Origin of the sequence: Paenibacillus sp. Lou8.1 (assembly GCF_024213565.1) — a bacterium.
GTDB lineage: Bacteria > Bacillota > Bacilli > Paenibacillales > Paenibacillaceae > Paenibacillus > Paenibacillus polymyxa_B.
Map to the genome: position 1 here is coordinate 25,491 of NZ_JANAVN010000018.1, position 23,449 is coordinate 48,939.

At 46.1% G+C, this 23,449-nt stretch carries 26 protein-coding genes, 6 tRNA genes and 1 riboswitch; of the genes, 18 read left to right on the top strand and 14 right to left on the bottom strand.

The annotated features are described in order from the left end of the window. Positions 1 to 50 precede the first annotated feature (50 nt). The 5 genes from NLX78_RS22435 to NLX78_RS22455 form a co-directional block, all read right to left on the bottom strand. A complete protein-coding gene (locus NLX78_RS22435) occupies positions 51 to 998 on the bottom strand; it encodes a DMT family transporter (RefSeq protein ID WP_061829587.1) in 948 nt (315 codons plus the stop codon). A 172-nt stretch (positions 999 to 1,170) separates the two neighbouring features. Continuing rightward, a riboswitch (FMN riboswitch) is annotated at positions 1,171 to 1,315 on the bottom strand. Positions 1,316 to 1,436: 121 nt separating this feature from the next. After that, the gene (locus tag NLX78_RS22440) at positions 1,437 to 2,132 is read right to left on the bottom strand and encodes a hypothetical protein (RefSeq protein WP_061829586.1); all 696 of its coding nucleotides are present in this window, start codon (positions 2,130 to 2,132) and stop codon (positions 1,437 to 1,439) included. After that, positions 2,125 to 3,048, bottom strand: coding sequence for an ABC transporter ATP-binding protein (locus NLX78_RS22445; protein WP_061829585.1), 924 nt, complete (start codon positions 3,046 to 3,048; stop codon positions 2,125 to 2,127). Before NLX78_RS22445 ends, NLX78_RS22440 begins: the two co-directional genes overlap by 8 nt. A gap of 127 nt (positions 3,049 to 3,175) precedes the next feature. After that, on the bottom strand, positions 3,176 to 4,120 hold the full coding sequence (locus tag NLX78_RS22450; RefSeq protein ID WP_061829584.1) for a sensor histidine kinase: 945 nt from the start codon (positions 4,118 to 4,120) through the stop codon (positions 3,176 to 3,178). A 1-nt stretch (position 4,121) separates the two neighbouring features. Next, a complete protein-coding gene (locus tag NLX78_RS22455) occupies positions 4,122 to 4,829 on the bottom strand; it encodes a response regulator transcription factor (RefSeq protein WP_069291369.1) in 708 nt (235 codons plus the stop codon). A gap of 268 nt (positions 4,830 to 5,097) precedes the next feature. On the opposite strand from NLX78_RS22455, the gene NLX78_RS22460 reads away from it, so the two are divergent. The 3 genes from NLX78_RS22460 (at position 5,098) to NLX78_RS22470 (ending at position 7,852) form a co-directional block, all read left to right on the top strand. After that, on the top strand, positions 5,098 to 5,601 hold the full coding sequence (locus NLX78_RS22460) for a DUF6933 domain-containing protein (protein ID WP_254351551.1): 504 nt from the start codon (positions 5,098 to 5,100) through the stop codon (positions 5,599 to 5,601). Between the two features lie 98 nt (positions 5,602 to 5,699). Further along, positions 5,700 to 6,008 (top strand): hypothetical protein, encoded by a 309-nt coding sequence (locus NLX78_RS22465; protein WP_013309242.1) that lies wholly within the window; start codon positions 5,700 to 5,702, stop codon positions 6,006 to 6,008. Positions 6,009 to 6,220: 212 nt separating this feature from the next. Beyond that, on the top strand, positions 6,221 to 7,852 hold the full coding sequence (locus NLX78_RS22470; protein ID WP_254351552.1) for a formate--tetrahydrofolate ligase: 1,632 nt from the start codon (positions 6,221 to 6,223) through the stop codon (positions 7,850 to 7,852). A gap of 24 nt (positions 7,853 to 7,876) precedes the next feature. Here the strand turns inward: NLX78_RS22470 and NLX78_RS22475 are convergent, their stop codons facing one another. The 3 genes from NLX78_RS22475 to NLX78_RS22485 are packed head-to-tail and all read right to left on the bottom strand — an operon-like array spanning position 7,877 to position 9,234. Next, positions 7,877 to 8,329 (bottom strand): ABC transporter substrate-binding protein, encoded by a 453-nt coding sequence (locus NLX78_RS22475; protein ID WP_254351553.1) that lies wholly within the window; start codon positions 8,327 to 8,329, stop codon positions 7,877 to 7,879. Next, positions 8,308 to 8,616 (bottom strand): helix-turn-helix transcriptional regulator, encoded by a 309-nt coding sequence (locus NLX78_RS22480; protein WP_254351554.1) that lies wholly within the window; start codon positions 8,614 to 8,616, stop codon positions 8,308 to 8,310. Before NLX78_RS22480 ends, NLX78_RS22475 begins: the two co-directional genes overlap by 22 nt. Positions 8,617 to 8,628: 12 nt before the next feature. After that, complete coding sequence (locus tag NLX78_RS22485) at positions 8,629 to 9,234, bottom strand: hypothetical protein (RefSeq protein WP_254351555.1); 606 nt, start codon at positions 9,232 to 9,234, stop codon at positions 8,629 to 8,631. 207 nt (positions 9,235 to 9,441) lie between these two features. Between NLX78_RS22485 and NLX78_RS22490 the strand changes: the two genes are divergently transcribed. The 5 genes from NLX78_RS22490 (at position 9,442) to NLX78_RS22510 (ending at position 15,510) form a co-directional block, all read left to right on the top strand. After that, positions 9,442 to 10,719: an outer membrane lipoprotein-sorting protein gene (locus NLX78_RS22490; RefSeq protein ID WP_254351556.1), complete on the top strand. Its 1,278-nt coding sequence runs from the start codon at positions 9,442 to 9,444 to the stop codon at positions 10,717 to 10,719. A gap of 260 nt (positions 10,720 to 10,979) precedes the next feature. Further along, positions 10,980 to 12,176 (top strand): alanine racemase, encoded by a 1,197-nt coding sequence (gene alr / locus NLX78_RS22495; RefSeq protein ID WP_254351557.1) that lies wholly within the window; start codon positions 10,980 to 10,982, stop codon positions 12,174 to 12,176. Between the two features lie 293 nt (positions 12,177 to 12,469). Then, a complete protein-coding gene (locus NLX78_RS22500) occupies positions 12,470 to 12,751 on the top strand; it encodes a CopG family ribbon-helix-helix protein (RefSeq protein ID WP_007429334.1) in 282 nt (93 codons plus the stop codon). 6 nt (positions 12,752 to 12,757) lie between these two features. Continuing rightward, positions 12,758 to 13,108, top strand: coding sequence for a type II toxin-antitoxin system PemK/MazF family toxin (locus tag NLX78_RS22505; protein ID WP_007429335.1), 351 nt, complete (start codon positions 12,758 to 12,760; stop codon positions 13,106 to 13,108). Positions 13,109 to 13,287: 179 nt separating this feature from the next. Next, positions 13,288 to 15,510, top strand: coding sequence for a Tex family protein (locus tag NLX78_RS22510; protein ID WP_254351558.1), 2,223 nt, complete (start codon positions 13,288 to 13,290; stop codon positions 15,508 to 15,510). 105 nt (positions 15,511 to 15,615) lie between these two features. Here the strand turns inward: NLX78_RS22510 and cmpA are convergent, their stop codons facing one another. Next, positions 15,616 to 15,750 carry a cortex morphogenetic protein CmpA gene (gene cmpA / locus NLX78_RS22515; protein ID WP_007429337.1) on the bottom strand — a complete coding sequence of 45 codons (135 nt, stop codon included), beginning with the start codon at positions 15,748 to 15,750 and terminating at the stop codon, positions 15,616 to 15,618. 144 nt (positions 15,751 to 15,894) lie between these two features. Between cmpA and NLX78_RS22520 the strand changes: the two genes are divergently transcribed. The 3 genes from NLX78_RS22520 to NLX78_RS22530 all read left to right on the top strand — a co-directional run bounded on the left by NLX78_RS22520 (position 15,895) and on the right by NLX78_RS22530 (position 16,629). Next, positions 15,895 to 16,419, top strand: a complete 525-nt coding sequence (locus NLX78_RS22520) for a SprT family protein (protein WP_053324897.1) — start codon at positions 15,895 to 15,897, stop codon at positions 16,417 to 16,419. 44 nt (positions 16,420 to 16,463) lie between these two features. Further along, positions 16,464 to 16,539, top strand: a tRNA-Asn gene (locus tag NLX78_RS22525). Between the two features lies 1 nt (position 16,540). Continuing rightward, positions 16,541 to 16,629 (top strand) — tRNA-Ser (locus NLX78_RS22530). A 176-nt stretch (positions 16,630 to 16,805) separates the two neighbouring features. Here NLX78_RS22530 and NLX78_RS22535 read toward each other — a convergent pair. Then, a complete protein-coding gene (locus NLX78_RS22535; protein WP_061829578.1) occupies positions 16,806 to 17,681 on the bottom strand; it encodes a Cof-type HAD-IIB family hydrolase in 876 nt (291 codons plus the stop codon). A gap of 69 nt (positions 17,682 to 17,750) precedes the next feature. After that, a complete protein-coding gene (locus NLX78_RS22540; RefSeq protein ID WP_013309250.1) occupies positions 17,751 to 18,512 on the bottom strand; it encodes a DeoR/GlpR family DNA-binding transcription regulator in 762 nt (253 codons plus the stop codon). A 244-nt stretch (positions 18,513 to 18,756) separates the two neighbouring features. Here NLX78_RS22540 and NLX78_RS22545 point away from each other — a divergent pair. From NLX78_RS22545 to NLX78_RS22570, 6 genes are all read left to right on the top strand, one after another. Continuing rightward, positions 18,757 to 18,828: transfer RNA gene (locus NLX78_RS22545), tRNA-Glu, on the top strand. A gap of 86 nt (positions 18,829 to 18,914) precedes the next feature. After that, positions 18,915 to 18,990 (top strand) — tRNA-Lys (locus NLX78_RS22550). A gap of 15 nt (positions 18,991 to 19,005) precedes the next feature. Then, positions 19,006 to 19,088: transfer RNA gene (locus tag NLX78_RS22555), tRNA-Leu, on the top strand. A gap of 163 nt (positions 19,089 to 19,251) precedes the next feature. Further along, on the top strand, positions 19,252 to 19,707 hold the full coding sequence (locus NLX78_RS22560) for a MarR family winged helix-turn-helix transcriptional regulator (RefSeq protein ID WP_061829577.1): 456 nt from the start codon (positions 19,252 to 19,254) through the stop codon (positions 19,705 to 19,707). 185 nt (positions 19,708 to 19,892) lie between these two features. Continuing rightward, entirely contained in the window at positions 19,893 to 20,267 is a 375-nt protein-coding gene (locus NLX78_RS22565) for a helix-turn-helix domain-containing protein (protein ID WP_069291378.1), read from the top strand. A 93-nt stretch (positions 20,268 to 20,360) separates the two neighbouring features. Further along, the gene (locus NLX78_RS22570; protein ID WP_069291379.1) at positions 20,361 to 20,744 is read left to right on the top strand and encodes a helix-turn-helix domain-containing protein; all 384 of its coding nucleotides are present in this window, start codon (positions 20,361 to 20,363) and stop codon (positions 20,742 to 20,744) included. 124 nt (positions 20,745 to 20,868) lie between these two features. Here NLX78_RS22570 and NLX78_RS22575 read toward each other — a convergent pair whose 3' ends face one another. Continuing rightward, positions 20,869 to 21,090: a hypothetical protein gene (locus tag NLX78_RS22575; protein ID WP_029516349.1), complete on the bottom strand. Its 222-nt coding sequence runs from the start codon at positions 21,088 to 21,090 to the stop codon at positions 20,869 to 20,871. A 296-nt stretch (positions 21,091 to 21,386) separates the two neighbouring features. Beyond that, the gene (locus tag NLX78_RS22580; RefSeq protein ID WP_254351559.1) at positions 21,387 to 22,124 is read right to left on the bottom strand and encodes an urease accessory protein UreF; all 738 of its coding nucleotides are present in this window, start codon (positions 22,122 to 22,124) and stop codon (positions 21,387 to 21,389) included. Positions 22,125 to 22,386: 262 nt separating this feature from the next. Here NLX78_RS22580 and NLX78_RS22585 point away from each other — a divergent pair. Then, positions 22,387 to 22,469, top strand: a tRNA-Leu gene (locus NLX78_RS22585). Between the two features lie 91 nt (positions 22,470 to 22,560). Here NLX78_RS22585 and NLX78_RS22590 read toward each other — a convergent pair. Beyond that, positions 22,561 to 23,046: a glutathione peroxidase gene (locus NLX78_RS22590; protein WP_061829575.1), complete on the bottom strand. Its 486-nt coding sequence runs from the start codon at positions 23,044 to 23,046 to the stop codon at positions 22,561 to 22,563. Between the last annotated feature and the right edge of the window lie 403 nt (positions 23,047 to 23,449).

Here is a 23,449-nt window from a genome sequence, read left to right on the forward strand (position 1 = left end):
AGCATCTTCACGATTTGGCTTGGGTGAGTCATGAAAGGGACGTTGAACTGTTAATTTTTTTGCTGACGTGAAATCATAAAGAGCGTAATCCAGATGAGCATAAAACCAGTCAGTTGCGCTACAGTGACAATTTGCTGAAATGCGATCCAGTTAATCACGACACCAACCATGGGAAAGCTCAGTTCTGCCATCGTAGCATAAGACGCTTTGGTCGTACTTAAGCCTTTGTAATACAGCAGCAAGCTGAGAAGGCCCGGAAGCAATGCCTGCAATAGCAGATTGATAATCACAGCTGCGCCCGCCCATGTACCGGCAGGCATATTCCATGGCGCATGCTCTACAGAGGTGAGGACAATCAGCAGAGGGAGCGCCACCATGAAGCGGAGGGAGGTTACTGTTTCATATTTCATTGAACGAAGCAAGTAACTTCCCATGACTGTCGAACCGCCCCACAGAACTGCTGCACCGAGTGCAAGCAGACTACCAACCTGAACAAAATCACGAACATGTCCGAAGGGGAGCGACCAACCGAAGGTCAGAAGATACGTCCCGAACAGAGCAACGACAATTAATACTCCAAAATGACGCGGCAACATTTCCTTCAAAATAATACGGGCTAGAACAATAGCGACCAAGGGTTGAAGCTTCTGGAGTAAGAGTACAGCATTCAAATCACCATTGCTGAGTGCCATAGTGAAAATCACGCTGGCCAGAGCCGAGCCGCCCCACGAGACGAATAAAATAGCGAAAACTTGACGAAGCCGTACCGCTTTGAGTTCCTCACGATGCTTCCACAGCATCGGTGTCAGAGCGAGGAAGAGCAGCACATGCTCCATAAGTACAATTTGTGTTGAAGTAAATGACTTTAGCAAAATAATACGAAAAAGCGGGTCTGCGCCCCACAAGGCTGCTCCAATTGCGACCAGCCAAAAACCGCTTTTCATGTGGGAGCTACGATCAAAACCTTTGGATGTTAGTACAGTAGAAGATTGACTCATACTCAATTAGCTCCTTGCGAATACAGGACCGGTGGCACAAAAACCCCCGTCCATGGCGAAAGGCCATGCAAGACGGGGGTTGATCAAATAAACTTGCCGCTTTATGCAAGTTAAATGAAGTTGCTGCAAAACTAATAACGCAGTATTCATCCACTTCGCGGCATGTTGATATTTCGATCTTCTTCCATCCGGACTTTACCGTCGGCTTTGGCATCTCACCAAATCAGTCCGTATCCTGTTGCCAGATACAGAGTCGCGGGCTTAGCTCCATGAGCCATACCGCCGGTTGGGAATCTCACCCTACCCCGAAGATCCTTATTCCGTTTTTAATTTCTCCTATAGGATATACCTGTTTTAGAATGAAGTCCAGTGAAAAATGTGTGTATATCTAACAATGATTTTCATCTTTTTTTTGAAAGCGCTCTACGAAATTACATATTACGAGGTAATATCCTTATACTCAATACGTCGAATCGCCGCATAAGCCACAAGCATTCCTAGCAGAGAGAAGCCAATTTGCACGGGGGCTATGGAGCTAAGTGTAGCGCCGTTATTATTGGAGAAAAGCAATGCTACAATCAGGATTGAGGTCACAATGGTGGTGGGTACAGAGTATCTTCGCATCCCCATATACAGCGGAACCAATCCCATAAAGCTGGCAGCAACGGCATTGATCAGCGTCCGTGCTGATTGTTGGCCCAGTATGGAAAGAGTAAGGTTATCCGGTACAATCAAGACAAACTGGTTGAGCAGATGAATAGCAGCCGTAATGATTATTTCCGAAATAATAATAGACAAGAACGTAAATAGCAGCACAACCAAGAGCTTGGCGATCATCAGCTTTTGACGGTGAATCGGATACATGAACAAGATTGTAATCGATTTGGATTTAAATTCTCCGACGATAAAGCGGCATAGCAAAACGGAGGAAAATACAATAAATGTTGCTCTCACAAAATTGTCTATTAGATCCAAGAGTTGGGTGTATTGTGTGAATTCGGGTATTCCTTCACTTTGACTGTCCAGCGCGATAATACAGAGCAGCCCAAGAATGCATGCATTGGCGATCAGTGCTGAACGGATATAACCCGCGAGATGAAATTTTTTCAGCTCCAACTGCATCAATTTAAGCATGGAGATCACCTCCGTTTAACAGGCGCAAAAAGTAGTCTTCCAGCGTGCTGCTTTTCTGATGAATGGAATCCACCTCTATATCATTTAAAATGAGTGTTTTCGTAATTTGTTTCTGTGGTACATTTGAATCGTAAATACGTATACTCTGTTCATTTAGTACCTTTATATTATTCAGATTCAGATGATGGGAGAGGACATAGGTCGCTTTTTTACAATCGTTGGTCGTAAATTCGATATATTCCGTATTGGTTTCCCGCACCTGCTCCATCGATACTTCCTCAATCAGTCGTCCGTGATTAATCACGCCTACCGTATCCGCAATCTGCTCTATTTCCGCTAAAATATGACTGGACACGAGCAGAGTCATCCCATATTCCTTGCATAGCATGTGGAATAGTTGGCGGATTTCCTTGATTCCCACTGGGTCCAGACCATTAATGGGTTCATCCAAAATGAGTAGCTCTGGCTTAGTCGCGATAGCGCGGGCAATCCCAAGACGTTGCTTCATTCCCAGCGAAAAATCCTTTACCGGCTTGTCATCCGCATTTCGCAAATTCACTAATTCCAGGGCATCCCGAACCGCCTGCTTATTATAGTAGCCCATGTATTCACAATGAAGTTCGAGATTTTGCTGTGCCGTCAGTCTGTCATAAAAAATCGGGTATTCAATAATCGAACCCATCCGTCCGAGCAGATGATACGATTTTGGCGTTAATTTCTCACCGAATAATTCAATTTCACCCGAAGTCGGCTTGAGTAAATTCGTAATCATTTTCATCATCGTTGTCTTGCCTGCCCCGTTAGGGCCGAGAAAGCCATAGGTTTCTCCCTTGCGCACATTCATACTGACTCCCGCTACAATTTCATTGCCCTTCAGGGCCTTGGTCAACTGATGTGTACGTATTACGTAAGTCATGGATGTTCTCCCTTCGTATACTGCTGATAATTCAAGGATAAAGGGCGAAATGTTCATTTTTCTTTCGTGATTCTTACAAATTTATTAAGTTGAGCACAAATCGAATTATGCAAAATGCTGAGTTCGATTAATAGTTGATTTTCTTCAATGTAAAAGAGAAGACTGTCCGCTCATAAGGTCTACTAGTCAATTGAATTTCTCCGTTCATCGTTTCAACCAGGCGTTTGGCAATCGTAAGGCCCAGTCCGCTGCCTTGTACCGCCTTATTACGGGAGTCCTCCAGTGTGTACATGCGTTCAAAAACTTTATCTTGCTCAGATTCCTGTATGCCTTTGCCACGATCCCATACCTCTATACGCACTGTATCCTGCTGTTCCAATAGAGCCAGCCCCAGCGTCCGTCCATCTGCCCCATAACGAATGGCATTCGAGATCAGATTGTTCAGCACCCGTCCAATCGCTCCTTCGTTCCCCAAGGCATGAATGGGGTGCTCCGGGATCTCAATATGCACAGTAAATCCCTGTGCGGTCAGCAGGTCATAAAACTCCAAAATGCTGCGTCTGCACAGTTCTCCCACTTCCAGTCGAGTCAACGGAATATCCGTATCATTAGCCTCCAGCTTCGCCAAGCTAAAAAAGCTGCCGATCAGCTCAATCGCTTCGCTTGTCTTTTGATGAATTTTGGATAGCAGCTTTATACGTTCTTCTGGCAAAATAGTCGGATCGCCATCCAGCATCTCGGCATATCCAAGCACAACCGTAAGCGGTGTCTTGAGATCGTGGGAAATGTTCGAAATCATTTTGCGCATGGCGATTTGGCTACGGTTGTAATCCGCAGACACTCTGAGATTCAAGTCCAGCAGTCGATTAATTTCCGTCATGAGTCGTTGCAGTTCAACGTCACCTGTGACATATAGCAGCTTTTCCGCATGATTCACCGTCACAATCCGCTCTAGTAGGGTTCGGATATCCTTTATTTTGCGCTTATAGGCCATACGCTCCCGCCAAAGCCATACTATAACGACTGACATGATGAGGCCGACAATCCATTCAGAAATGTTTTCGATGTTCATATCAGCCATTCTCCCATTTGTAGCCAATGCCCCATAGCGTTTTAATGTGAACAGGATGAGAGGGATCTTCTTCGATTTTCTCACGCAGGCGGCGAATATGGACGTTAATCACGTTCTCGTCGCCCATATAATCGTCTTTCCAAATAAATCCGTATAATTGTGCTTTTGTAAATACCCGGTTCGGATTGGCTACAAATAGCTTCAAAATATCGGACTCTTTGGCTGTTAGCTGAATTTCATTTTCATTGCGTATGACTGTAAAATGATCAAAATCAATGCGCAGACTGCCGTAGGTCAAAACTTGTGCTTGAGGCTGTTCCTCCTGTTGTTGCTGACGGGCATATGTAGTCGATCTGCGGATCGCGGACTGAATACGAGCCGTCATTTCCAGCATTGAAAAAGGTTTGGCAACATAATCGTCTGCCCCAAAGCCCAGTCCAAGCGCTTTATCCACGTCGCTGTCCTTGGCTGACATAATCAGAATCGGCACGGCGCTGTGGGTACGAATCCGGCGGATCACCTCCATACCGTCCACCTTCGGCATCATCAAATCCACCAGTACCAGATCATAGGTATGACGTTCAAAGGCAAGAAGCCCCTCTTCCCCATCATAGGCGGTAGTTAAATTGTAGCCTTCCTTGCTGAGTGCTTTGAGTAGCATTTCGGCAATGGATAGATCGTCTTCAATTAGTAAAATATGCTGTGACATAGGTGTGGAACACCCCTAATTTTTAGATTAAGCTCGCGTGACGAACTGTACCTGAATTATATAGAGCAGTGGAGGGGATTTCCATAATAAATATCCAAAGAGAAAATTAATGTGTCTGGTAATCTATGATTCCCCTATATTATACTGAAAGAGTTTATAATCCGATGTTTGGAATACGGTGTTATGATATCCGGGACATGCCTTATATGAGAGATTGGGTATGTCGAATCACGCTGCGGTACAGGACCGTCAATAAAGGAGAGCGACGATGTTTGTCATACGAGGAACACAAAAACTGCTGAAGGAATGGGAGACTGAACCACTTCAAGTTGATATTTATCCGCCTTTGAATAGTTGGCATGCCAGCTTGTTTTTACTGAATCGAAGAAAAAATATAGTGTTTATGCATGATATATCCCGCTTAAGCATCACGCTTTTTGGGATTAAAAAATCGCAGTACAACAACCTGCCGACTCTTTTTGTGCAAGCCTTGAAGGAATTGATGATCAGCGAAGGCTTTGATGAACAGATCGTAAAGGCTTACACACAGGAAGGCGAGCAGATGCTGGCTACGACGACGAATAGTCATAGTGTAATAAGAACCTTAGATGAGATTATTTTTATCATGAAGGAACTGGATATGGAGCATGGGTGCGAGCTGGAAAAAAACCAGTGGAATAACCGGATTGTTTTCAAAACAGTCGAATACAAGTACCCTGTTGATGTTTTTAAAGAAATGCTAGAAAAGCATTATAAACTAGAGAGTATTTGAGAATTTTATGATTTTACGAAATCAGTTCCATTTATTCCCTCTGTCCTATATAATCTAATATAGTTCTAAAAGACTATATAAAGAGAGGTAAGGGGTAAATGAAGATTAAATTGAGAAATAAAACTGGAATGATCAAGGAACGCAAAGTAGGTTTTTCATGGACTACGCTCTTTTTCGGTTTTTTCCCTGCGTTGTTTAGAGGGGATTGGAAGTGGGCTGTTATTATTTTTCTGGTGTCGATCCTTACGAGTGGGGCATCCAACTTTGTATTTTGCTTCATATATAACCGCTTACATATTAATGATTTGTTGTCCCAAGGCTATGGCCCTGCTACTAAGAAATCCCAAGCTATCCTGATTTCTAAGGGATTTATTGCTGAAAATTACGCTGCTAACTTTGCAGGTTAAATTGAGAGCTGTTTGTTAAACGAGACGTATCAAAAGAGCATCCACCAAAGTCCATGCGGGCGGGGAATGCTCTTTTTTTATAACTCACATGATAGCAACGCTTGCGATGAAATGAATCATAGCGCAATAAGCGGCACACTTTGGTAAAATAAAACGATACAGGGTTTGACACCATCGGTCAGACTTATAAAACAGGGGGTACATAACGAAAGATGAAGAGGATTATTGATGTAGCCAAGGAAGCAGGAATTGAAGAAGAACATCTGGAGACGTATGGAAAATATAAAGCGAAGCTAAATCCGTCCCTGTGGGAGCAGTTAAAGGATCGCCCGAATGGAAAGCTGGTGCTGGTTACGGCGATGAATCCCACGCCGGCGGGAGAAGGAAAAACGCTGACAACCATCGGGCTGTCACAGGCGCTGAATGCGCTGGGGCATAAAACCGTTGCTGCGTTGCGTGAGCCGTCCCTCGGCCCTTGCTTCGGTATGAAAGGAGGAGCAACCGGGGGAGGACAAGCCCAGATTGTTCCGGCAGAAGACATTAACCTGCATTTTACAGGTGATATTCACGCGATTTCAGCAGCGCATAACTTGCTGGCAGCGATGATCGATAACCATTTATTTTATGGAAATGCTTTGCGGTTGAAACCGGAGCGGATCGTGTGGAAACGCGCTGTTGATATGAACGACCGGAGTTTGCGGAGTATTGTGACTGGATTGGGATCAGGTAATGGGGCGGTAAGAGAAAGTGGTTTTCTGATCACCTCGGCTTCAGAAGTGATGGCGGTATTATGTTTAAGTGAAGATATGGACGATCTTAAAGTGCGTTTGGGTCGGATGGTGATTGGTTATAACGAAGATGGCGAAACGGTAACAGCTGAGGAACTACATGCGGTGGAAGGTATGGCTGTGCTGCTTCGTGAAGCATTGAAACCCAATCTGGTACAAACGTTGGAGGGAACTCCAGTTATTGTGCATGGCGGACCGTTTGCGAATATTGCGCATGGATGCAGTAGTTTGATCGGTACGAAGCTGGCCCTGAAGCTGGGAGAGGTGGTCGTCACGGAGGCTGGATTCGGGGCCGAGCTGGGCGCGGAAAAGTTTTTTGACATCAAGTGCCGTCAATCCGGTTTGCAGCCAGATGCGGCTCTGTTGGTTGTAACCGCCAAAGCGCTGAAATATAACGGCGGTGTAGCTAAAAATGAGCTGGATGCAGAAAATCTGGAGCAATTGCAACTTGGATTAGTCAACATGAACCGGCATGTTCGGAATTTGCAAAAGTTTGGCGTGCCAGTACTGGTAGCGGTCAACCATTTTGTAACAGATAGCGAAGCCGAGTTGGAACTGATTTTCTCGGAATGCCGCAAGCTGGGTGTACCCGTAGAGCTGTCACAGGTGTGGGCACAGGGAAGCCAAGGTGGAGAAAAGCTGGCTCAAAGCCTCCTAAACCTGCTCCAGGAGGACAAAGCCCATTTTGCACCATTGTATGAGCATACACTTGATTTGCAAGCGAAAATTAGTGTCATTGCGAAGGAGCTTTATGGTGCGGCAGAGGTAGCTTACACTCCTGCGGCCAAACGGGCGTTGGCCGGTATGGAGCAGCTTGGTTTTGGACAACTGCCTGTATGCATGGCCAAAACACCGTATTCTTTCTCAGATCAACCTTCTCTGCTAGGTGCACCGGAGGGCTTTACCATTCACGTGTCCAGCGTTTCTTTGTCCGCAGGGGCAGGCTTTGTGGTCGTGGAAACAGGCAATACTATGACGATGCCAGGATTACCCAAATCCCCAGCAGCTGAGCATATGTCGCTGGAGGCAGATGGAAGCATTCATGGTCTAATGTAGTATCTTTAGAAAAATGGCAGCTTATCAGGATGAAGTGACGAGCAGTTTGGGCAGTGCAGTAAGCAGTTTTTGCCGGGTCATGGCATCGCTCCAGTTGAAGACGGAGGCTGTTTCTCCGGCTGTGATTTGCGTACCGAGCTGCTGCCACATTGCCAGATTACGGGCTGTGAAGGTAGACAACCAGCGTTCGGCCTCCCGCTCCTTACCGAGCCAGGCGCCAAGTGTACGCATCCGTTCCTCCAGCGTGGCGAAGGAGTTGAAGGTGACGGTGGGAGCGATACTAGCAATGCGCTCATATTCCTGTTCATCCGAATTAGCGATGATAATTAGATCAGGATCGAGAGCACTGGTCAAGCGGGTATCCAGTGGAAGGCCCACATCGGCGACATTCACAAGACGATGTTTATAGACGCTGTATTCACTGAGTTGCAGACTTCCGCCGATGGCTTTGGCCCCTAATGCCAATAGATCGCCCATCGTTTCTCCATGATAGATGATGCGGCTTGCTCGGCGCGGAATATGAATATGGTGACCCGTCCAATCCTTGACGCGCACAGAACGGAGACAGAAAGCGCGTACTTGCCCGGGGAGATCCCGGTCAATTGCCTAAACCGCCGATTAAAATAATATTCGTCAGAGAAACCAACCTGACGGGCAATTTCACGTAAAGGCCGTTTGCAATCCAGCAGCAGTCGCTTGGCATGATTCAAGCGCAGCTCAGTGAGGTAATGCAGCGGCTTTTTGCCTGTGATTTTACGAAACATTTGGGAGTATTGTCATATGGAGACGTTTGCCTGCTCGGCAAGCTGCTTGACGGTAATGGGCTTTTCATAGTTGTTTTCCATATATGAGAGAGTGCCTTCTACCGATGCTGGCAATGCCGGATTAGAGGTAGTATTTTGATCAATATGGGTGTGGTCTTCCTGCCACAGCAAGAGCAACTCTTGAAACATAATTTGCTGCCGTAATACAGATATCTGGGTATGCGGCTGTATCGTTTGTTGGGTACTATGAAATAGCTCTTCAGTCAACTGAATAAGTTTGGAGGAAGAAGGGGAGACGATGCATTCGCGCGGTCTCGGCAGGACAGGTCCATGATATAGGGATGGCATACGTACTGCGTGTTCACCCAAGGCCATGTCCGCTTGTGGTTCTGACGGCAAAGCGATGACCTCAAACGTGATTTTGTAGTATTCGGGCACAGTTCCATTCAGGGGAGCGATTTGATAGGATTCACCTGGAGCTAGCCAATATCCATGACCTGTATGGAATAGATACTGCTCTGAGCCAATGTCCACCATACCTGTCCCACCGATGAACATAAGCAGACAGTGATATGAATTGGGACGTGATAATAATTCATCGGTAGGCTCACCAATCAACGCAATTTCTTTAAAATGAAAAAGCAGTGAACTGAACGGGGGAGGTTCTTTTTATTTCCTGTATGAATTTATTATCAGTCTCCAAAAGATTCTATAGTATTACGCAAGGATACGCGCAAGCTTGTCATGCCAGTCTGCATAAATCGAACAAGTCCTTCATAGACATGTACTAATTCATTTAAAACATGTGCTGAAGGGGTTGATGACATGCGCCGGATTTCATGGATGCTTGCCATGGTCATGTGTGTAACGCTGCTGCTGGCCGGGTGCGGCAAGAAGAGCGCGGACGATGTGGTTAAAGATTTGAGTGACGTGGTGAGCGACCTGAACAGCTACCACGGTACAGCTTTGATGACGCTGCATACCGGCGACACGCCGCAGGAATACAAGGTGGATATTTCCTACCGCAAGCCGTCCTATTACCGAATTGCCATGACGAACGAGAAAAAGGATGTTACGCAAATTGTGCTTCGTAATGATGAGGGTGTATTTGTACTGACACCCAGCCTGAACAAAAGCTTCCGTTTCAAAAGCGACTGGCCAAACAATCAGGGTCAAGTATATTTATATGAAACGTTGGTTCGCAGCATTATCGGCGATGCCTCCCGTCAGTTGGCTACCGACGATAAATCCTATGTGTTTGATGTGGCAGCGAATTACAACAGCCATGCGCTGGTGAGACAAAAGATATGGCTGTCCAAAAATGACTATGCACCCACTCAGGTACAGGTGTCTGATGCGAATGCCAAGGTAGTTGTTGATCTGAAATTCGATCAATTTGCTTTTGATACGAAGTTTGACAAAGACTCTTTTGATATGGAGCGGAACATGGCTTCAGGTAAGACGAGTACGGGTAGCGAAGGGGCGCCATCTTCTGGAGCAGTGGAGCCCAGCGATCAGCTTGATCCTTCCGGTGCGATGGATGGGACGACTGGCGTGACGTCTGGCGAACCCGGACAAGAGCAGGGAACAGCAGGGGATGCAGTCCAGCAGCCGTCAGGGGAAGCGAAGGTGGACAGTACTGCCACAAATGATACGTCCAAACCGGACGCAGCAGCCAACGCAGAGGCGCAGCAACAAACCCCGAGCACATCGGATGCCGCAAACGGAACGTCAGCGGGAACAGATGCGGCAGAAGCTGTGATGGGTGAATTCGGCTTGATCGAACCGTCCTACACGCCAGCCGGAGTACAGATCAAGGATACGCCGGAGCTGGAGGATAATGGTACACATGCCGTGATGCTGCGGTATAGTGGAACGTATAATTATACCATTGTGGAGGCGCGTCCAAAAGATCGGGCAGTCGCACTAGCCGCAGGCGAACTGGTTGATATTGGAGGGAGCTTTGCCGTTCTGACCGGAAGCGAACAGCAGACGATGACCTGGATGAATGACGGAATCGAGTTCAGAATCACCAGTGCTGACCTGCCTGTGAGCGAAATGATACAAATTGCCGCTTCTATACAGGATCAATCGGGTAAATAAAACTTTATAGACGGATGCAGACGGTCTAGAGTGTAAAAATGCTCTGCTGCCGCCCGTATCCGTCTTTTTATTCATTCGCGGTCTAGGATGTGCACCGCTTGTATGTCGTGTTCATTGTAGAGGATGCTGGCAAACTTCTCCTGCCATTTGACAGCCACGTTTTTGAACATTACCATTAACCTTTGGAAGCAAGAACTTTGCCACACTCCGAATGGTTAAAGGTTATGTTACAGGCTAACAATTGAAGAAGGTGACTGGATTTGCAAGCACAATACAGATCGACCCGGGCCGAAATCAACCTGGATCACCTTGGCGCCAACTATGAAGCTTTTCGCAAGGCATTGCCAGCGGATAAGCTGATACTGGTCTGTGTCAAGGCTAATGCCTACGGACACGGTGCCGTGGAAATTTCAAAGGAATTGGAACGCCTTGGTGCAGATTATTTGAGCGTCGCTTTTCTGGATGAAGCGTTGGAGCTTCGTCATGCGGGGGTTCAGCTCCCAATTCTAGTACTCGGTTATACCTCACCGGAAGCTGTACAAACGGCTTGGGAGCATGATATCTCATTGACAGTGTTCAGTGAGGAAGTGCTGGACGGTATCCGTAGACTGGACCGCCAAGGAAACGAACGCAAGTTGAAGGTGCACATCAAAATAGACAGCGGCATGGGAAGACTGGGTTTGCTGCCTGGAGAAGAGGCTATGGCTTTTGTCCGGCAGGCTAACGAATTAGAGCAAGTGCTGCTGGAAGGCATGTACACCCATTTTGCCCGCGCGGATGAAGAAGACAAAAGCTATACACTGCTACAATATGATCGGTTTCGGGGCGTGGCGGAAGCGCTAAGGGAACAAGGTATCACCATTCCCATTATACATACGGGCAACAGCGCCGCCACCATTGATACCCCTTCTCTTTCCCCCAATTTGGTGCGGATTGGTATCAGTATATACGGTCTGTACCCGTCTGATGAGGTTAACCGGCAAGCTATTGAGCTGCTGCCTGTATTGTCATTGAAGACGGCGGTGGTTTATACCAAGACGCTTCCTCCCGGCTGGGGAGTTAGCTATGGCACCCGGTATGTAACCTCTAGTGAAGAACGGATCGGTACACTGCCAATCGGCTATGCGGATGGATACTCCCGCATGCTGAGTGGGAAGATCGAAGTGTTGATACGCGGTCGCCGCGTCCCGGTACTCGGTACGATTTGCATGGACCAGTGTATGGTATCCTTACAATCTTTCGCAGAAGATGCGGAAGAAATCCAAACCGGCGAAGAGGTTGTTCTCATCGGCCAGCAGTCCGGCGAAACTATCGCGGCGGATGAGCTGGCATCCAAGCTTGGTACGATCCACTATGAGGTGATCTGCATGATCGCAGACAGGGTACCGCGTGTATACACACGAGGTCATGTTCCTGTTGTTCGAGTGAACTCGCTTCTTCCAACCCGCTGGAATTAATTTCATAACGCAAATTACCGAATAAAAGCAGGAGTTTTCGCAGAACGTCCCGAAATATGTACAAAGGAAAGAAAAGAGCGCTATAACTGTCAAAAGACGCATTAGGCTCCGCTGACACTTGTATTTCGGGGATCAAACGCCTGTACGAAAACGAACTGCGTAGTTTATAATGGAATGCAGCATAGATGATATACGAATATCATATACATTCTCTTGTATTCCGTTTGAATAAATTACCGGGAATAACGTTATAATGGTACAATGGCGACAAGGTTTTGGGGGTGGAAGAGAAGTTGGCCAATTTGCAGAACACCAAAAGAATAATGATCAGTTTGCCAGATCATCTCTTGCAGGAAGTGGACGGGATCGTAGCTATGGAAAATTCCAACCGCAGTGAATTTATCAGGCAGGCCATGAAGCTGTATGTAGGTGAACGAAAAAAACGTTACATTCGTGAAGCTATGCAGCGTGGATACATGGAAATGGCTAAAATTAACTTAACCATGGCATCCGAAGCCTTTCACGCGGAGGAAGATGCAAACAGCACCTTGGGCCGTACAGTTAGCGGGGTGTAATCCATATTGATCGTAAAGCGCGGCGACGTTTTTTTTGCAGACCTTTCACCCGTAGTCGGTTCCGAGCAAGGTGGCGTCAGACCTGTGCTGATCATTCAAAATGATATCGGCAACCGGTTTAGTCCTACTGTGATCGTAGCAGCCATCACTGCCCAGATTCAGAAGGCAAAGCTGCCTACACACGTGGAAATCGACGCGGCGACGCATGGCTTTGATCGTGATTCTGTTGTTCTTCTGGAGCAAATTCGGACGATCGACAAGCAGAGGCTTACCGACAAAATCACCCATTTAGACGAAGAAACCATGCGCAAAGTGAGCGATTCGCTACAAATCAGTCTCGGTTTGATTGATTTTTAGCGTGATGGAACGACGAGTGAAACGGGAAAAGGGCAGCGCTTGGGCGCTGTCCTTTTGTGTGTCCAATGAAAAATGCAGGTAGGGCTTGCTTTAACGTCACCTGCTGGCGCTTTGAATCATTTTTTGTGATAATGAAAGACATGGTGTAAGACAAGAGCTGTGAGGAAGAAGGGATAGGTTTGTCTAACGAGGAAACGAAGACGGAAATCCGGCAGGAGCTGAACGAAGCAGAACGCCAAGAGCGGATTGTCAAACAAGTGGCGAGAGAGCTGTCGCTGGCACTCAAGCAAATCCGGACAACGATCAGTTTGTTGGATGAAGGGAATACAATTCCTTTTATCGCGCGTTATCGTAAGGAAATGACAGGAGAGCTGGATGAAAATCAGCTACGTGAAATTGAAGATCGTGTGGTGTATTTGCGTAATCTGGAGGATCGTAAGGTAGAGGTCATCCGCATTATTGATGAGCAGGGCAAGCTGACGGAAGACCTGCAGGCTGCTATCACCTCTGCGGTTAAACTTCAGGAAGTGGAGGATCTGTATCGTCCGTATCGGCAAAAGCGTAAAACCCGCGCGAGTGTAGCAAAGGAACGGGGACTGGAGCCGCTGTCCATCTGGATCTGGAGCCAGCCGAAGCAGGGCGATGCTTTGAAAGAAGCGGAATCCTATGTGAATGCTGAGCTGGGAGTTGAAAATCCCGAGGCGGCCATCCAAGGAGCCTTAGATATTTTAGCTGAAAATATAGCGGATGATGCGGCTATTCGCCAATGGGTACGTCGATATACGCTGGACCATGGTATGTTGACCTCCGAAGCGAAGGACGCGGAGCAAGAATCCGTGTATGAGAACTACTACAGCTATCGTGAGCTCGCTAAGAAAATGCCACCTCACCGTATTCTGGCGATTAATCGCGGAGAGCGGGAAGGCATTCTTAAGGTTGGTTTGGAGGTAGTGCCAGATTCCATTTACAATTACGTGGCAGGTCAAGTGATTAAAGGATCATCTGTCGTGCAAGATCTGCTCCGCAGTGTCATCGAGGATGCGTACAAAAGACTTATCGCGCCGTCTATCGAGCGTGAAGTACGCGCTGAAATGACAGAGAAGGGCGAGCAGCAGGCCATCTCCATCTTTGCAGGCAACTTGCGCAGTCTGTTGCTACAGGCTCCGATCAAGGGCCGACGTGTGCTCGGTGTCGATCCGGCCTATCGGACAGGCTGTAAGCTGGCGGTTGTCGATGACACAGGCAAGCTGCTGGAAGTGGCAGTGACGTATCCGACACCACCGAACAACAAGAAGCGCGAGGCTGCTGAAAAGTTCAAGCAGCTGATTGCCCAATACGGGATCGAATTGATTGTCATTGGTAACGGAACCGCTTCGCGCGAGACAGAGCAATTCGTAGCGGAAGTCATCGCGGACATTGGTGACAGCAGTCTAGCGTATCTGATCGTCAATGAGGCGGGCGCGAGCGTATACTCTGCCTCCAAGCTGGCACAGGAGGAATTTCCCGATTTAGACGTGGCCGAGCGCAGTGCGGCTTCCATCGCACGTCGTGTGCAGGACCCGCTGGCTGAGTTGGTCAAGATTGAGCCGAAGGCTATTGGTGTAGGCCAATACCAGCATGATGTGTCGCAGAAACATCTGGATGAAAGCTTAAAGGACGTTGTCGAATCAGCCGTTAACCATGTCGGTGTGGATGTGAACACGGCTTCCTCTGCGCTGTTATCCTATGTAGCAGGGATCAACGCGACGATTGCCAAAAACATCGTTAAGTACCGTGAGGAAAACGGAAAATTCAGCAACCGTCGTCAGTTGCAGAAGGTGCCGCGTCTTGGTGCAAAAACCTACGAGCAATCTGTAGGCTTTATCCGTATACCGGGTGGAGAAAATCCGCTGGACCGCACACCGATTCACCCTGAATCGTATGCTGTCGTAGACAGCCTGTTGGCGGAACTGAACATCAGCGCTCACGATCTGGGTACTAAGACTGCAATGGAAGCACTGAGTGTGTCCAACATTGACGAACTGGCCGCCAAGCTGGAAGTCGGCGTGCCGACACTGAAGGATATTCTGGACAGCCTCCAGCGTCCGGGCCGTGACCCGCGTGACGAGCTGCCGTTGCCGGTATTCCGCAAGGATGTGCTGAAGATCGAGGATCTGGCACCGGGTATGGAGCTTCAGGGAACCGTCCGCAATGTCATTGATTTCGGCGCGTTTGTCGATATCGGTATTAAAAGTGACGGGTTGGTTCATATTTCACAGCTGCGCAGTGGCTTCGTAAAGCATCCGATGGATGTCGTATCTGTCGGGGATAACGTAACGGTGTGGGTGTTGAATGTTGATTTGAAAAAAGGCAGGGTTGGTCTGACGATGAAACCTCCTGCAGAGGCGCAATCGCAGGCATAATACTTTAAATAAAGCTGTACAACCTTCTTGTGAAGGTATAACAAAAGCCGGAATCTCCGAACTGTATCGGAGATTCCGGCTTTCATTTTTGGATGCCTTTAGCTTTTACCCGTTGTTGGCATCGAACTCCACGCCAGGTGCTTTATGATAAAAAAACCAACAATCGTTCAACAGTTTAATTTGGCGCCGGTCCTTTTTGTAAAAGGCCCGCATGAGCTGGTTGCTGAGCCATTGAGGCAAGCCGATCTCCTCCTCTGCGTTACATCTGTATGTTTAGCATATGGGGTGGGTACCTAAAGTGTGCTTATGAATTGGGGGTTAGACTTCGGTCGTTATTTTATAATATGCTTGTCAGTAAGGAGCAAAGGAGGAGAGACCGTTAGGATGGAGTCCAAGTCCCTGAGCAATTCAATGAACCATTCAATGAGCCGTTCTATGAGTAATGAAGAGCTTCAAGAATGGGTAGAGCGCATTTCGCTGGAGAGCTTCGGCGTGCCGTTTCGACATCAAGCCACCTTTAATGCGCGCTTGTCTTCCACAGGTGGTAGGTATTTTATGAAAAGTCATCATATTGAAATTAATCCACATCAACTCGCAGCTTACGGACGTTCTGAGGTGGAGAAAATTATTAAGCATGAGCTGTGCCATTATCATTTGCATTTGCGTGGGATGGGCTATCAGCATCGAGATGCTGACTTCAAAGCATGGCTGGCCCGTGTAGGAGGAAGCAGGCATTGTCAGACTCTGCCGGGAAGAACGGAACGTAAGCCTCAGCCTTATCGTTATAAGCTAGTATGCGTTTCCTGTAAACAGGAGTATATGCGCAAGCGTAAGATGAATCCTCAGCGGTATCGCTGTGGGAAATGTGGAGGGAAGCTTCGCCTGTTGGCACTTGACGGCACCCCCTGAATCATGGTAAATTAACCATACTGTAAGATAATTTACAGTAATGTTCCCTGATAGCTCAGTTGGTAGAGCACTCGACTGTTAATCGAGTTGTCACAGGTTCGAGTCCTGTTCGGGGAGCCATGGAGAGGTACCCAAGTGGCTATAAGGGGACCCTCTGCTAAGGGGTTAGGCTGCGAAAGCGGTGCGAGGGTTCGAATCCCTCTCTCTCCGTTGGTATTTTAAGTAGAAAAAGGACGCTCGTATGCATTGTAATGATGCTTGCGAGCGTCCTTTTCGTCTATATCTGCTTTGAGAATAACGGTGGACTGAAATCGTTTAAATGGAGAGGGGACGTGCTGCGTACAGCTTGAAGCGGCGTTAGCCTGTCTTGTACGCAGCCATGACTTCTATTTCACGGTGTCAGCCTCGACTGTCTTGAGTATGTTCAACAGAGCATGAGCGACGCCATCTTCCGCATTAGTCAGAGTCACTTGGGAGCAGACGGCCTTGATGTCGTCTTTTGCATTGCCCATGGCAATGCCTGTTCCTGCCATTGTCAGCATGGAGATATCATTGTAGCTGTCCCCAATCGCTACGGCTTCCTGCATGGGAATGCTCAGATGATTCGCCAGATAACGCAATGCATTACCTTTAGACGCATCCCTATGCTCGACTTCAAAGTTACGGTCTGAAGAGATGACCATGTTTAGGCCCTGAAAACCTCGATAACGCTCACGACCCCGCTCTAATTTGGCTTGATCAAAGGAGAAACAGAGCACGTTATAAATCTCTACATCCAGTGGAATGTCTTCATATGAAGCGATCCGGGTATGTCCGGTCTGTTCATATTGTTTTTCAGCTGCATGTAATAAAGTATCCAGCGAAATATCCGGGTTGGAGCTCAGCAAGCGGTCCATTTCAACAGCAAGCAGCTGATGTCCGTTTTGTGGAGAATAAATAGCGCGGTCTGTCATGACCTCATAGTAAAAGTCGTTGTCATGCAGCCAGCTCAGCACTTCAAACGTTTCACTGCGGCCCATAGGAGTAGAGGTCAACTGACGACGATGCACATCGTGTACGGTTGCGCCGTTTGCTCCAATGACGGGAGTTACAAGCTCTGCTTCCTCTAGCTTCGTCCAGGCGTCATAAGCGGCTCTACCAGTGGCAATTGTCACCTGAACGCCTTGCTGCTGTGCTTGGCGTATAGCCTCCGCGTTCACTTTGCTTATTTTTCCTTCCTCGTTCAGCAGTGTTCCATCCATATCAATCGCAAACAGTTTCATTTCTCTCCAACTCCTGTCTTTCGATATCTCTGTGATAAATCTCGAGTTCTAGCTAAGCAGTTTCATATTTTATGAGGGTACAACAACTTCAACATCATAATGTTGCAAAATTTCCAGCATTGCTGGTTCTGGCAATCTGTCAGTAATCACGATATTAACTTCAGACAGATCGGCAAAACGATATGGAAAATTGATTCCGAATTTCGAATGGTCCGCAAGGATGATCACCTGATCTGCCTGCTTCATCATCTGATGCTTCAGCATACCGTCTTCTTCATGAATCAGGCTTAGTCCGTGGGCAGATATACCACCAATCCCGATAAAGGCTTTGTCTACAAAATAGTGAGACAAAGTGGCGATCACGGAGGAGCCATATACATATCGGTGTTCTTTTTGCAGGCGGCCTCCCAACAGATGTATGGAGACACCGTCTTTTCCAGATAGCACGTCAGCCTGATTGATTGAATTGGTGATGACCGAACATTCCTGCACATTCAGTCTTTCTGCACACGCCTGTACGGTGGTAGAGGAATCCAATATAATACGATCCTTATCTCGTACCATGCTGGCGGCCAGCTGTCCGATCACTTGTTTCTCCTCGGATACAGTAAGTAGTCTTTCGTTATAATTTCCAATTGGATCGTGATGAAGTGTAGGGAGAAGAGCGCCGCCGCGGGTGCGAATAATTTTTTGATGTTCTTCAAGTTTTACGAGGTCTCGACGAGCCGTATCTCGTGAAACATTAAAAAATTCACAAATATCATCCACCGAAATACGTTTATGAAGCTGTAAGTAATCAACGATTTTTAACATTCGTTCTTCCTGATACATAGAAAGCTCCTCTGATATATAATTATTTCGGTATCTTGTAAGTGATTATAAGTAAATACAAGTGATATTGCAATCATTTATCGCTGTTTTCAGGATTTCAGTGATTGAAGATAAGGAATTGTAAGTTAATATGCATTTTGTACTTATAAAAACTGCTTTTTTAAAAATTTTAGAAATAAGTATTGCCATTCGTTATTCTATTTGATATACTCTTTCTTGTCGCCAAGTTGGCGCATAATAATAAGGCCCGTTGGTCAAGGGGTTAAGACACCTCCCTTTCACGGAGGTAACAGGGGTTCGAATCCCCTACGGGTCATTGTTGTCTTTATAGACTACATGTTGCATGCTTAAGGGAAATTCCTGAGGTCTGGTCTAATGGCGGACAGCTTGGATGAACAGCATGAGCCATTAGCTCAGTTGGTAGAGCACCTGACTTTTAATCAGGGTGTCGAAGGTTCGAGTCCTTCATGGCTCACCATTTATATTTTGTTATGCGGTCGTGGTGGAATGGCAGACACGCTATCTTGAGGGGGTAGTGAGCGTACGCTCGTGGAGGTTCGAGTCCTCTCGACCGCATCAATGGAATAAACGGAAAAGTCTCTCGCGGTAGAGGCTTTTTTTATTTGTGTAGTGATGTAATAAAGTAATCATTATGATGAAATAATGATTCCATAGTATAATATAACGCCATAATGTTATAGAATGATAAGTATAAACTTATGAAGTGACGGTGAAAAATATGGACACTCAACTGTTAGGGAATATATCAGAAAATATTTTGGGCTTGTTTCCGATTGTGAAGAAGAAATTTTTCACCTACGGTCCGCTCGATTTCCCATTACATTTGTCGCCTAATAACTTTCAGGTATTACTGCTTCTGCGTGAGGTGCGCTTGTCTACGGTATCTGATTTATCCAAACAGCTCAATGTCTCACGTCCGAACATGACTCCTCTTCTGGACAAACTGGTGGAGCATGGGTTGGCTGACCGCCAGTCGTGTGATTCGGATCGCAGAGTCGTGAATGTGGCGATTACACAGGAAGGCGATGCTTTTTGTGAACAGGTATTTCATACCTTCTCCAATAAAATTCAAGAAAGACTGGTGTATCTGCCAGAAGAAGATTTATTGCATCTGAGTGAAACTTTGAATGAATTGAAGCATATCTTACTTAAAATCGACAACGCTGCTACGTGATTGGCGTAAGTGAACTGGCTTAAAGACCGCCCTTTCTTCGGAAAACAGGCGGTTTTTGTTGCGTGTTGTGGTATAATGGAAACTAACATACATAATTCGGTAATTTTAGCATAAGTGATCTTTGAAATGGGAACAGAGAACATGATATCGTTATTTGAGAGCCTGCTAGGGAGGAAGGAACTTCTATGCAATCTATTTACCATCGCATTGAGGAACTCATCAAGGAACGGGGAATGACGAAAAAGGCGTTCTGCCAGCAGTTGGGCATTAGTACAGGGAACTTCGGGGATTGGAAAAGAGGAAAAACGACGCCGGGCACGAATAAACTCATTGAAATCGCTTCTTTTTTTGATGCCAGTCTGGATTGGATTATGCTGGGTCGAGATGTACAGGGTGAGGTGCTGAAGGAGTCGCAAGACCCTTATTTTTTTGACGCTTCAGGGCAACTGAATTGCCAGGGGGAAACGCTTAGTGAAGCGGAAAGAAATTTTATACTTGAGTATATTGAATTTACCCGCTTTCGTAAAGAGAAAAACCAGCGCAATTCTACTATGGGGTAATGGTTGCTTAGGATTTGATGAGGATTACTAATGAGTAAGGCTGAAAAATGAAAATTATTTCAGAAAAAGTTACTGTGTCGGAGGGGAAACATTTTGGGAGATCAAACTATTTATCAGCGGATTGAAGCTTTGATTAAGGATCGCGGAATGACCAAGAAGGCATTTTGTGAAAAACTTAAAATCAGTTCAGGGAATCTCGGTGATTGGAGAAGAGGTAAAACAACGCCGGGTACCGCCCATTTGATTCAGATTTCGGACTTTTTTAATGTATCGCTTGATTGGTTAATGAAAGGGATTAAGCCAGGGGAAGGCGTACTTCAGGAGCAGAAGGCTGCTTATTTTTTTGGAGTGATGGGGCCACTGAATTGCCAGGCAGAAGATCTTGAGACGGAAGAACAGAATTTTATTTTAGAATATGTTGAATTTGCGAAATACCGTAAGCAAAAAAGTGAGAAGGATAAAACAAAGCCGGAATAATTTTTTGGCTAAAGATCGTCTGGGTTGAAAACCCGTAAACGAACTGGAGGGGTTCGCTTTACGGGTTTATTTGGTTTCTTGGTGATATGGAATGACCTATATGTAACTGGAATGCTTGTTGGGTTTAGAGTGGCGATGCCTCCTTATAATCGTTATCGTCGATGTTCAGAATTGCAGCAACTTGTTTTCTGTACCTTTGTGCTTTGCGGGTGCCGTGAATCAGATTGGACAAGCGTGAAGGCGGAATGTTATGTGTCTCACAAAATGTTTTCTGATCCAGTCGAAGTTCGACAAGCCGTTGTTTGATGGCCCACCCGAAGGAGGTGACAGGCATTTTGTTGTTCAAGAGAAATCGCCCCTTACGGATTCTTGCGGAATAATTGGTGTGTTATAATAATCATCAGTAAACATGTTAGAATTAACCATCTGAAACTATGATACACTTTTATACGTGTTTTTACAATCGTAAATACGTAATTTTGTTGAATTAATTACTTAATTAAGTGCTAGGTGGTTCTGATAACCCGTCTAGAGTCTACTAATAGTGTGAATTTCGATTATATGTGGATAAAAAACACTCTGCCACCTGAGGAAAGGGACAGAGTGTTTTTGGTGTTGCTGCCACATTAGCGAAACGACGCATCAGGGGGATGCTGGAAGACGTTTGAATAGGCCTGGGGAGGGAAACAGTCTAGATTCATTCAACTGGACATTATGGCTCATAAAAGGCGGTAGAGTGATGTAGGAGCTGGACCAATGTCTGTGAAGAAAGCGACGCTGAAATGTGGTTGGCTCAGGTTCGTTAAGCTTCTTCCATGCGGAGAGCAGCTCGCTGGTCATACGCTCCATAAAAGGGTTCTTTTCCTCATAGGGAGGATTGAGTAGTTTGAAGGCATCTTCCACACAGAAGGACACCGCTACGCCAAGGTAGCCGTGAACGGTCTGTTCTACATCGTTTCCGAGGAGGAAGTTAATCCAGGTGTGAACGGTAGCGAGTGTGCCAATTGCATTGTATTGAATGAGTATGGATTCCAACTGGTCAAATTCAATCCAAGGATAAAGAGCCTTAGCGAGCTTAAGTAGACGCTGACCGGATAGACGCAACTCCTTCACATGCTGCAAGGAGGGACGTTGGGTATGCAGCATCTTATCAATGAGAGCGATCCGCCAACCGTCATTCTGCTGGATGGCGACATACAGACTTTTGATAGCCATGCCGTCCACGGTTGTAAATTGAGGATACAAATCATCCAGCATGTAATGTTCCAGGTCTTGTAGACTGTTCAAATGTCCGTTGCGGAATAGTTTCTCCAGTCCGTTAAAACGGGTGAAGCCACCAACAGGTAGGGAAGGGTCCAACAATAATGCATAGTTCAGCAAACGGTTGCCTTTATGCAGGGCGGTTCGCCTCCTCGAAGTGAATCCTTATGTTATATTATTTCACTCTTTACTTAGGGGTAACGAAAAAATTCGAAATATATGTAATATATATTTACATTTTATCAGCCTTTGTGTCAAATTAAATATTATTATCGCTCATATATGTTAGATAAAATAACACATAAAATAATTATTATATTTTTGTTTACAAATAGTTGATGAGAGAGTATAATAAATCTGTTGCCTCAATACATTATGATTTGCGGTCGTGGTGGAATGGCAGACACGCTATCTTGAGGGGGTAGTGGGCGTACGCCCGTGGAGGTTCGAGTCCTCTCGACCGCATTATATGCAAGACTTAGTTAAAAAAGCATCCTGACACGGTTTACGTGAAGGGATGCTTTTTTTGTTTTAATAACTGTGATAAAGAAGAATATCAGTTTTGCTGCAAAAGCTTCTCTATATCTCCCGCCAACTTATCTGGAGTGGTTTGCGGTGCATAGCGCTTAAATACGTTACCTTCTCGTGTAATTAAGAATTTAGTAAAATTCCATTTGATCGCTTTGGACCCTAGTACCCCCGGAGCTGTTTGGGTCAGGTAACGAAATAAGGGGTGCGCTTGATCGCCATTGACATCTGTCTTGGTGAACATCGGAAAGGTAACACCATAATTGATCTGGCAAAACTCGGAAATCTCCTCGCTGGAACCTGGCTCTTGTTTGGCGAATTGGTTGCTGGGAAATCCCAAAATTTCGAGCCCCAGTTCATGGTACTGGTCATATAGCTCTTGTAACGCTTTGTATTGGGGGGTTAACCCGCATTTGCTGGCTGTGTTCACAATAAGCAGAACATTCCCTTTATATGTGGATAACGGAATTGGTTTCCCTTGCAGGGTTTGCGCATCATATTCATAAACGGTCATAGTATCTCTCCTTATTCAATATTCAACAATTAAATTGTAAGCAATTCAAAGTAAGGTTGCAAGTCTGGAAAAGCTGTATTAAGCCTTTAGCCGCTGTAAAATCGTATTTTGTTCAAAACAGTAAATCGCACTGCAAATGGAGCGAATTAAGGTGTTTCTTCTTATAAAAGCGGGTTCAATCGGTGTTTAGCTGGTACATATAGCGCATTTTCTTCTCTTTTTACAAAAAAAGGCCAAAAACGCTCTACCCTACGCCAATATTGACATGCTTGTCATTTTCAAAAAGGGATGAAAAACAGAGATTGAAGGAGCTGTGAGAAGCATAGTTGCATTGTAAGCGTTATTATTAATCTTCTATGCTCTAAAGGCCGATTTATAACCCCGCAGTTGAGCTTTACAGTCT

Excerpts from the sequence above, each read along its gene's own strand:
- NLX78_RS22480 (WP_254351554.1), bottom strand. The coding sequence starts at position 8,616 with ATGTTTCGTAAAATCACAGGCAAAAAGCCGCTGCATTACCTCACTGAG.
- NLX78_RS22540 (WP_013309250.1), bottom strand. The coding sequence starts at position 18,512 with ATGTATCAGGAAGAACGAATGTTAAAAATCGTTGATTACTTACAGCTT.
- NLX78_RS22535 (WP_061829578.1), bottom strand. The coding sequence starts at position 17,681 with ATGAAACTGTTTGCGATTGATATGGATGGAACACTGCTGAACGAGGAA.
- NLX78_RS22470 (WP_254351552.1), top strand. The coding sequence starts at position 6,221 with ATGAAGAGGATTATTGATGTAGCCAAGGAAGCAGGAATTGAAGAAGAA.
- NLX78_RS22440 (WP_061829586.1), bottom strand. The coding sequence starts at position 2,132 with ATGCTTAAATTGATGCAGTTGGAGCTGAAAAAATTTCATCTCGCGGGT.
- NLX78_RS22455 (WP_069291369.1), bottom strand. The coding sequence starts at position 4,829 with ATGTCACAGCATATTTTACTAATTGAAGACGATCTATCCATTGCCGAA.
- NLX78_RS22590 (WP_061829575.1), bottom strand. The coding sequence starts at position 23,046 with ATGACCGTTTATGAATATGATGCGCAAACCCTGCAAGGGAAACCAATT.
- NLX78_RS22435 (WP_061829587.1), bottom strand. The coding sequence starts at position 998 with ATGAGTCAATCTTCTACTGTACTAACATCCAAAGGTTTTGATCGTAGC.
- NLX78_RS22460 (WP_254351551.1), top strand. The coding sequence starts at position 5,098 with ATGTTTGTCATACGAGGAACACAAAAACTGCTGAAGGAATGGGAGACT.
- NLX78_RS22520 (WP_053324897.1), top strand. The coding sequence starts at position 15,895 with ATGGAGTCCAAGTCCCTGAGCAATTCAATGAACCATTCAATGAGCCGT.
- NLX78_RS22445 (WP_061829585.1), bottom strand. The coding sequence starts at position 3,048 with ATGACTTACGTAATACGTACACATCAGTTGACCAAGGCCCTGAAGGGC.
- NLX78_RS22565 (WP_069291378.1), top strand. The coding sequence starts at position 19,893 with ATGCAATCTATTTACCATCGCATTGAGGAACTCATCAAGGAACGGGGA.
- NLX78_RS22490 (WP_254351556.1), top strand. The coding sequence starts at position 9,442 with ATGCGCCGGATTTCATGGATGCTTGCCATGGTCATGTGTGTAACGCTG.
- NLX78_RS22450 (WP_061829584.1), bottom strand. The coding sequence starts at position 4,120 with ATGAACATCGAAAACATTTCTGAATGGATTGTCGGCCTCATCATGTCA.
- NLX78_RS22475 (WP_254351553.1), bottom strand. The coding sequence starts at position 8,329 with ATGGGCGATCTATTGGCATTAGGGGCCAAAGCCATCGGCGGAAGTCTG.
- NLX78_RS22560 (WP_061829577.1), top strand. The coding sequence starts at position 19,252 with ATGGACACTCAACTGTTAGGGAATATATCAGAAAATATTTTGGGCTTG.
- NLX78_RS22465 (WP_013309242.1), top strand. The coding sequence starts at position 5,700 with ATGAAGATTAAATTGAGAAATAAAACTGGAATGATCAAGGAACGCAAA.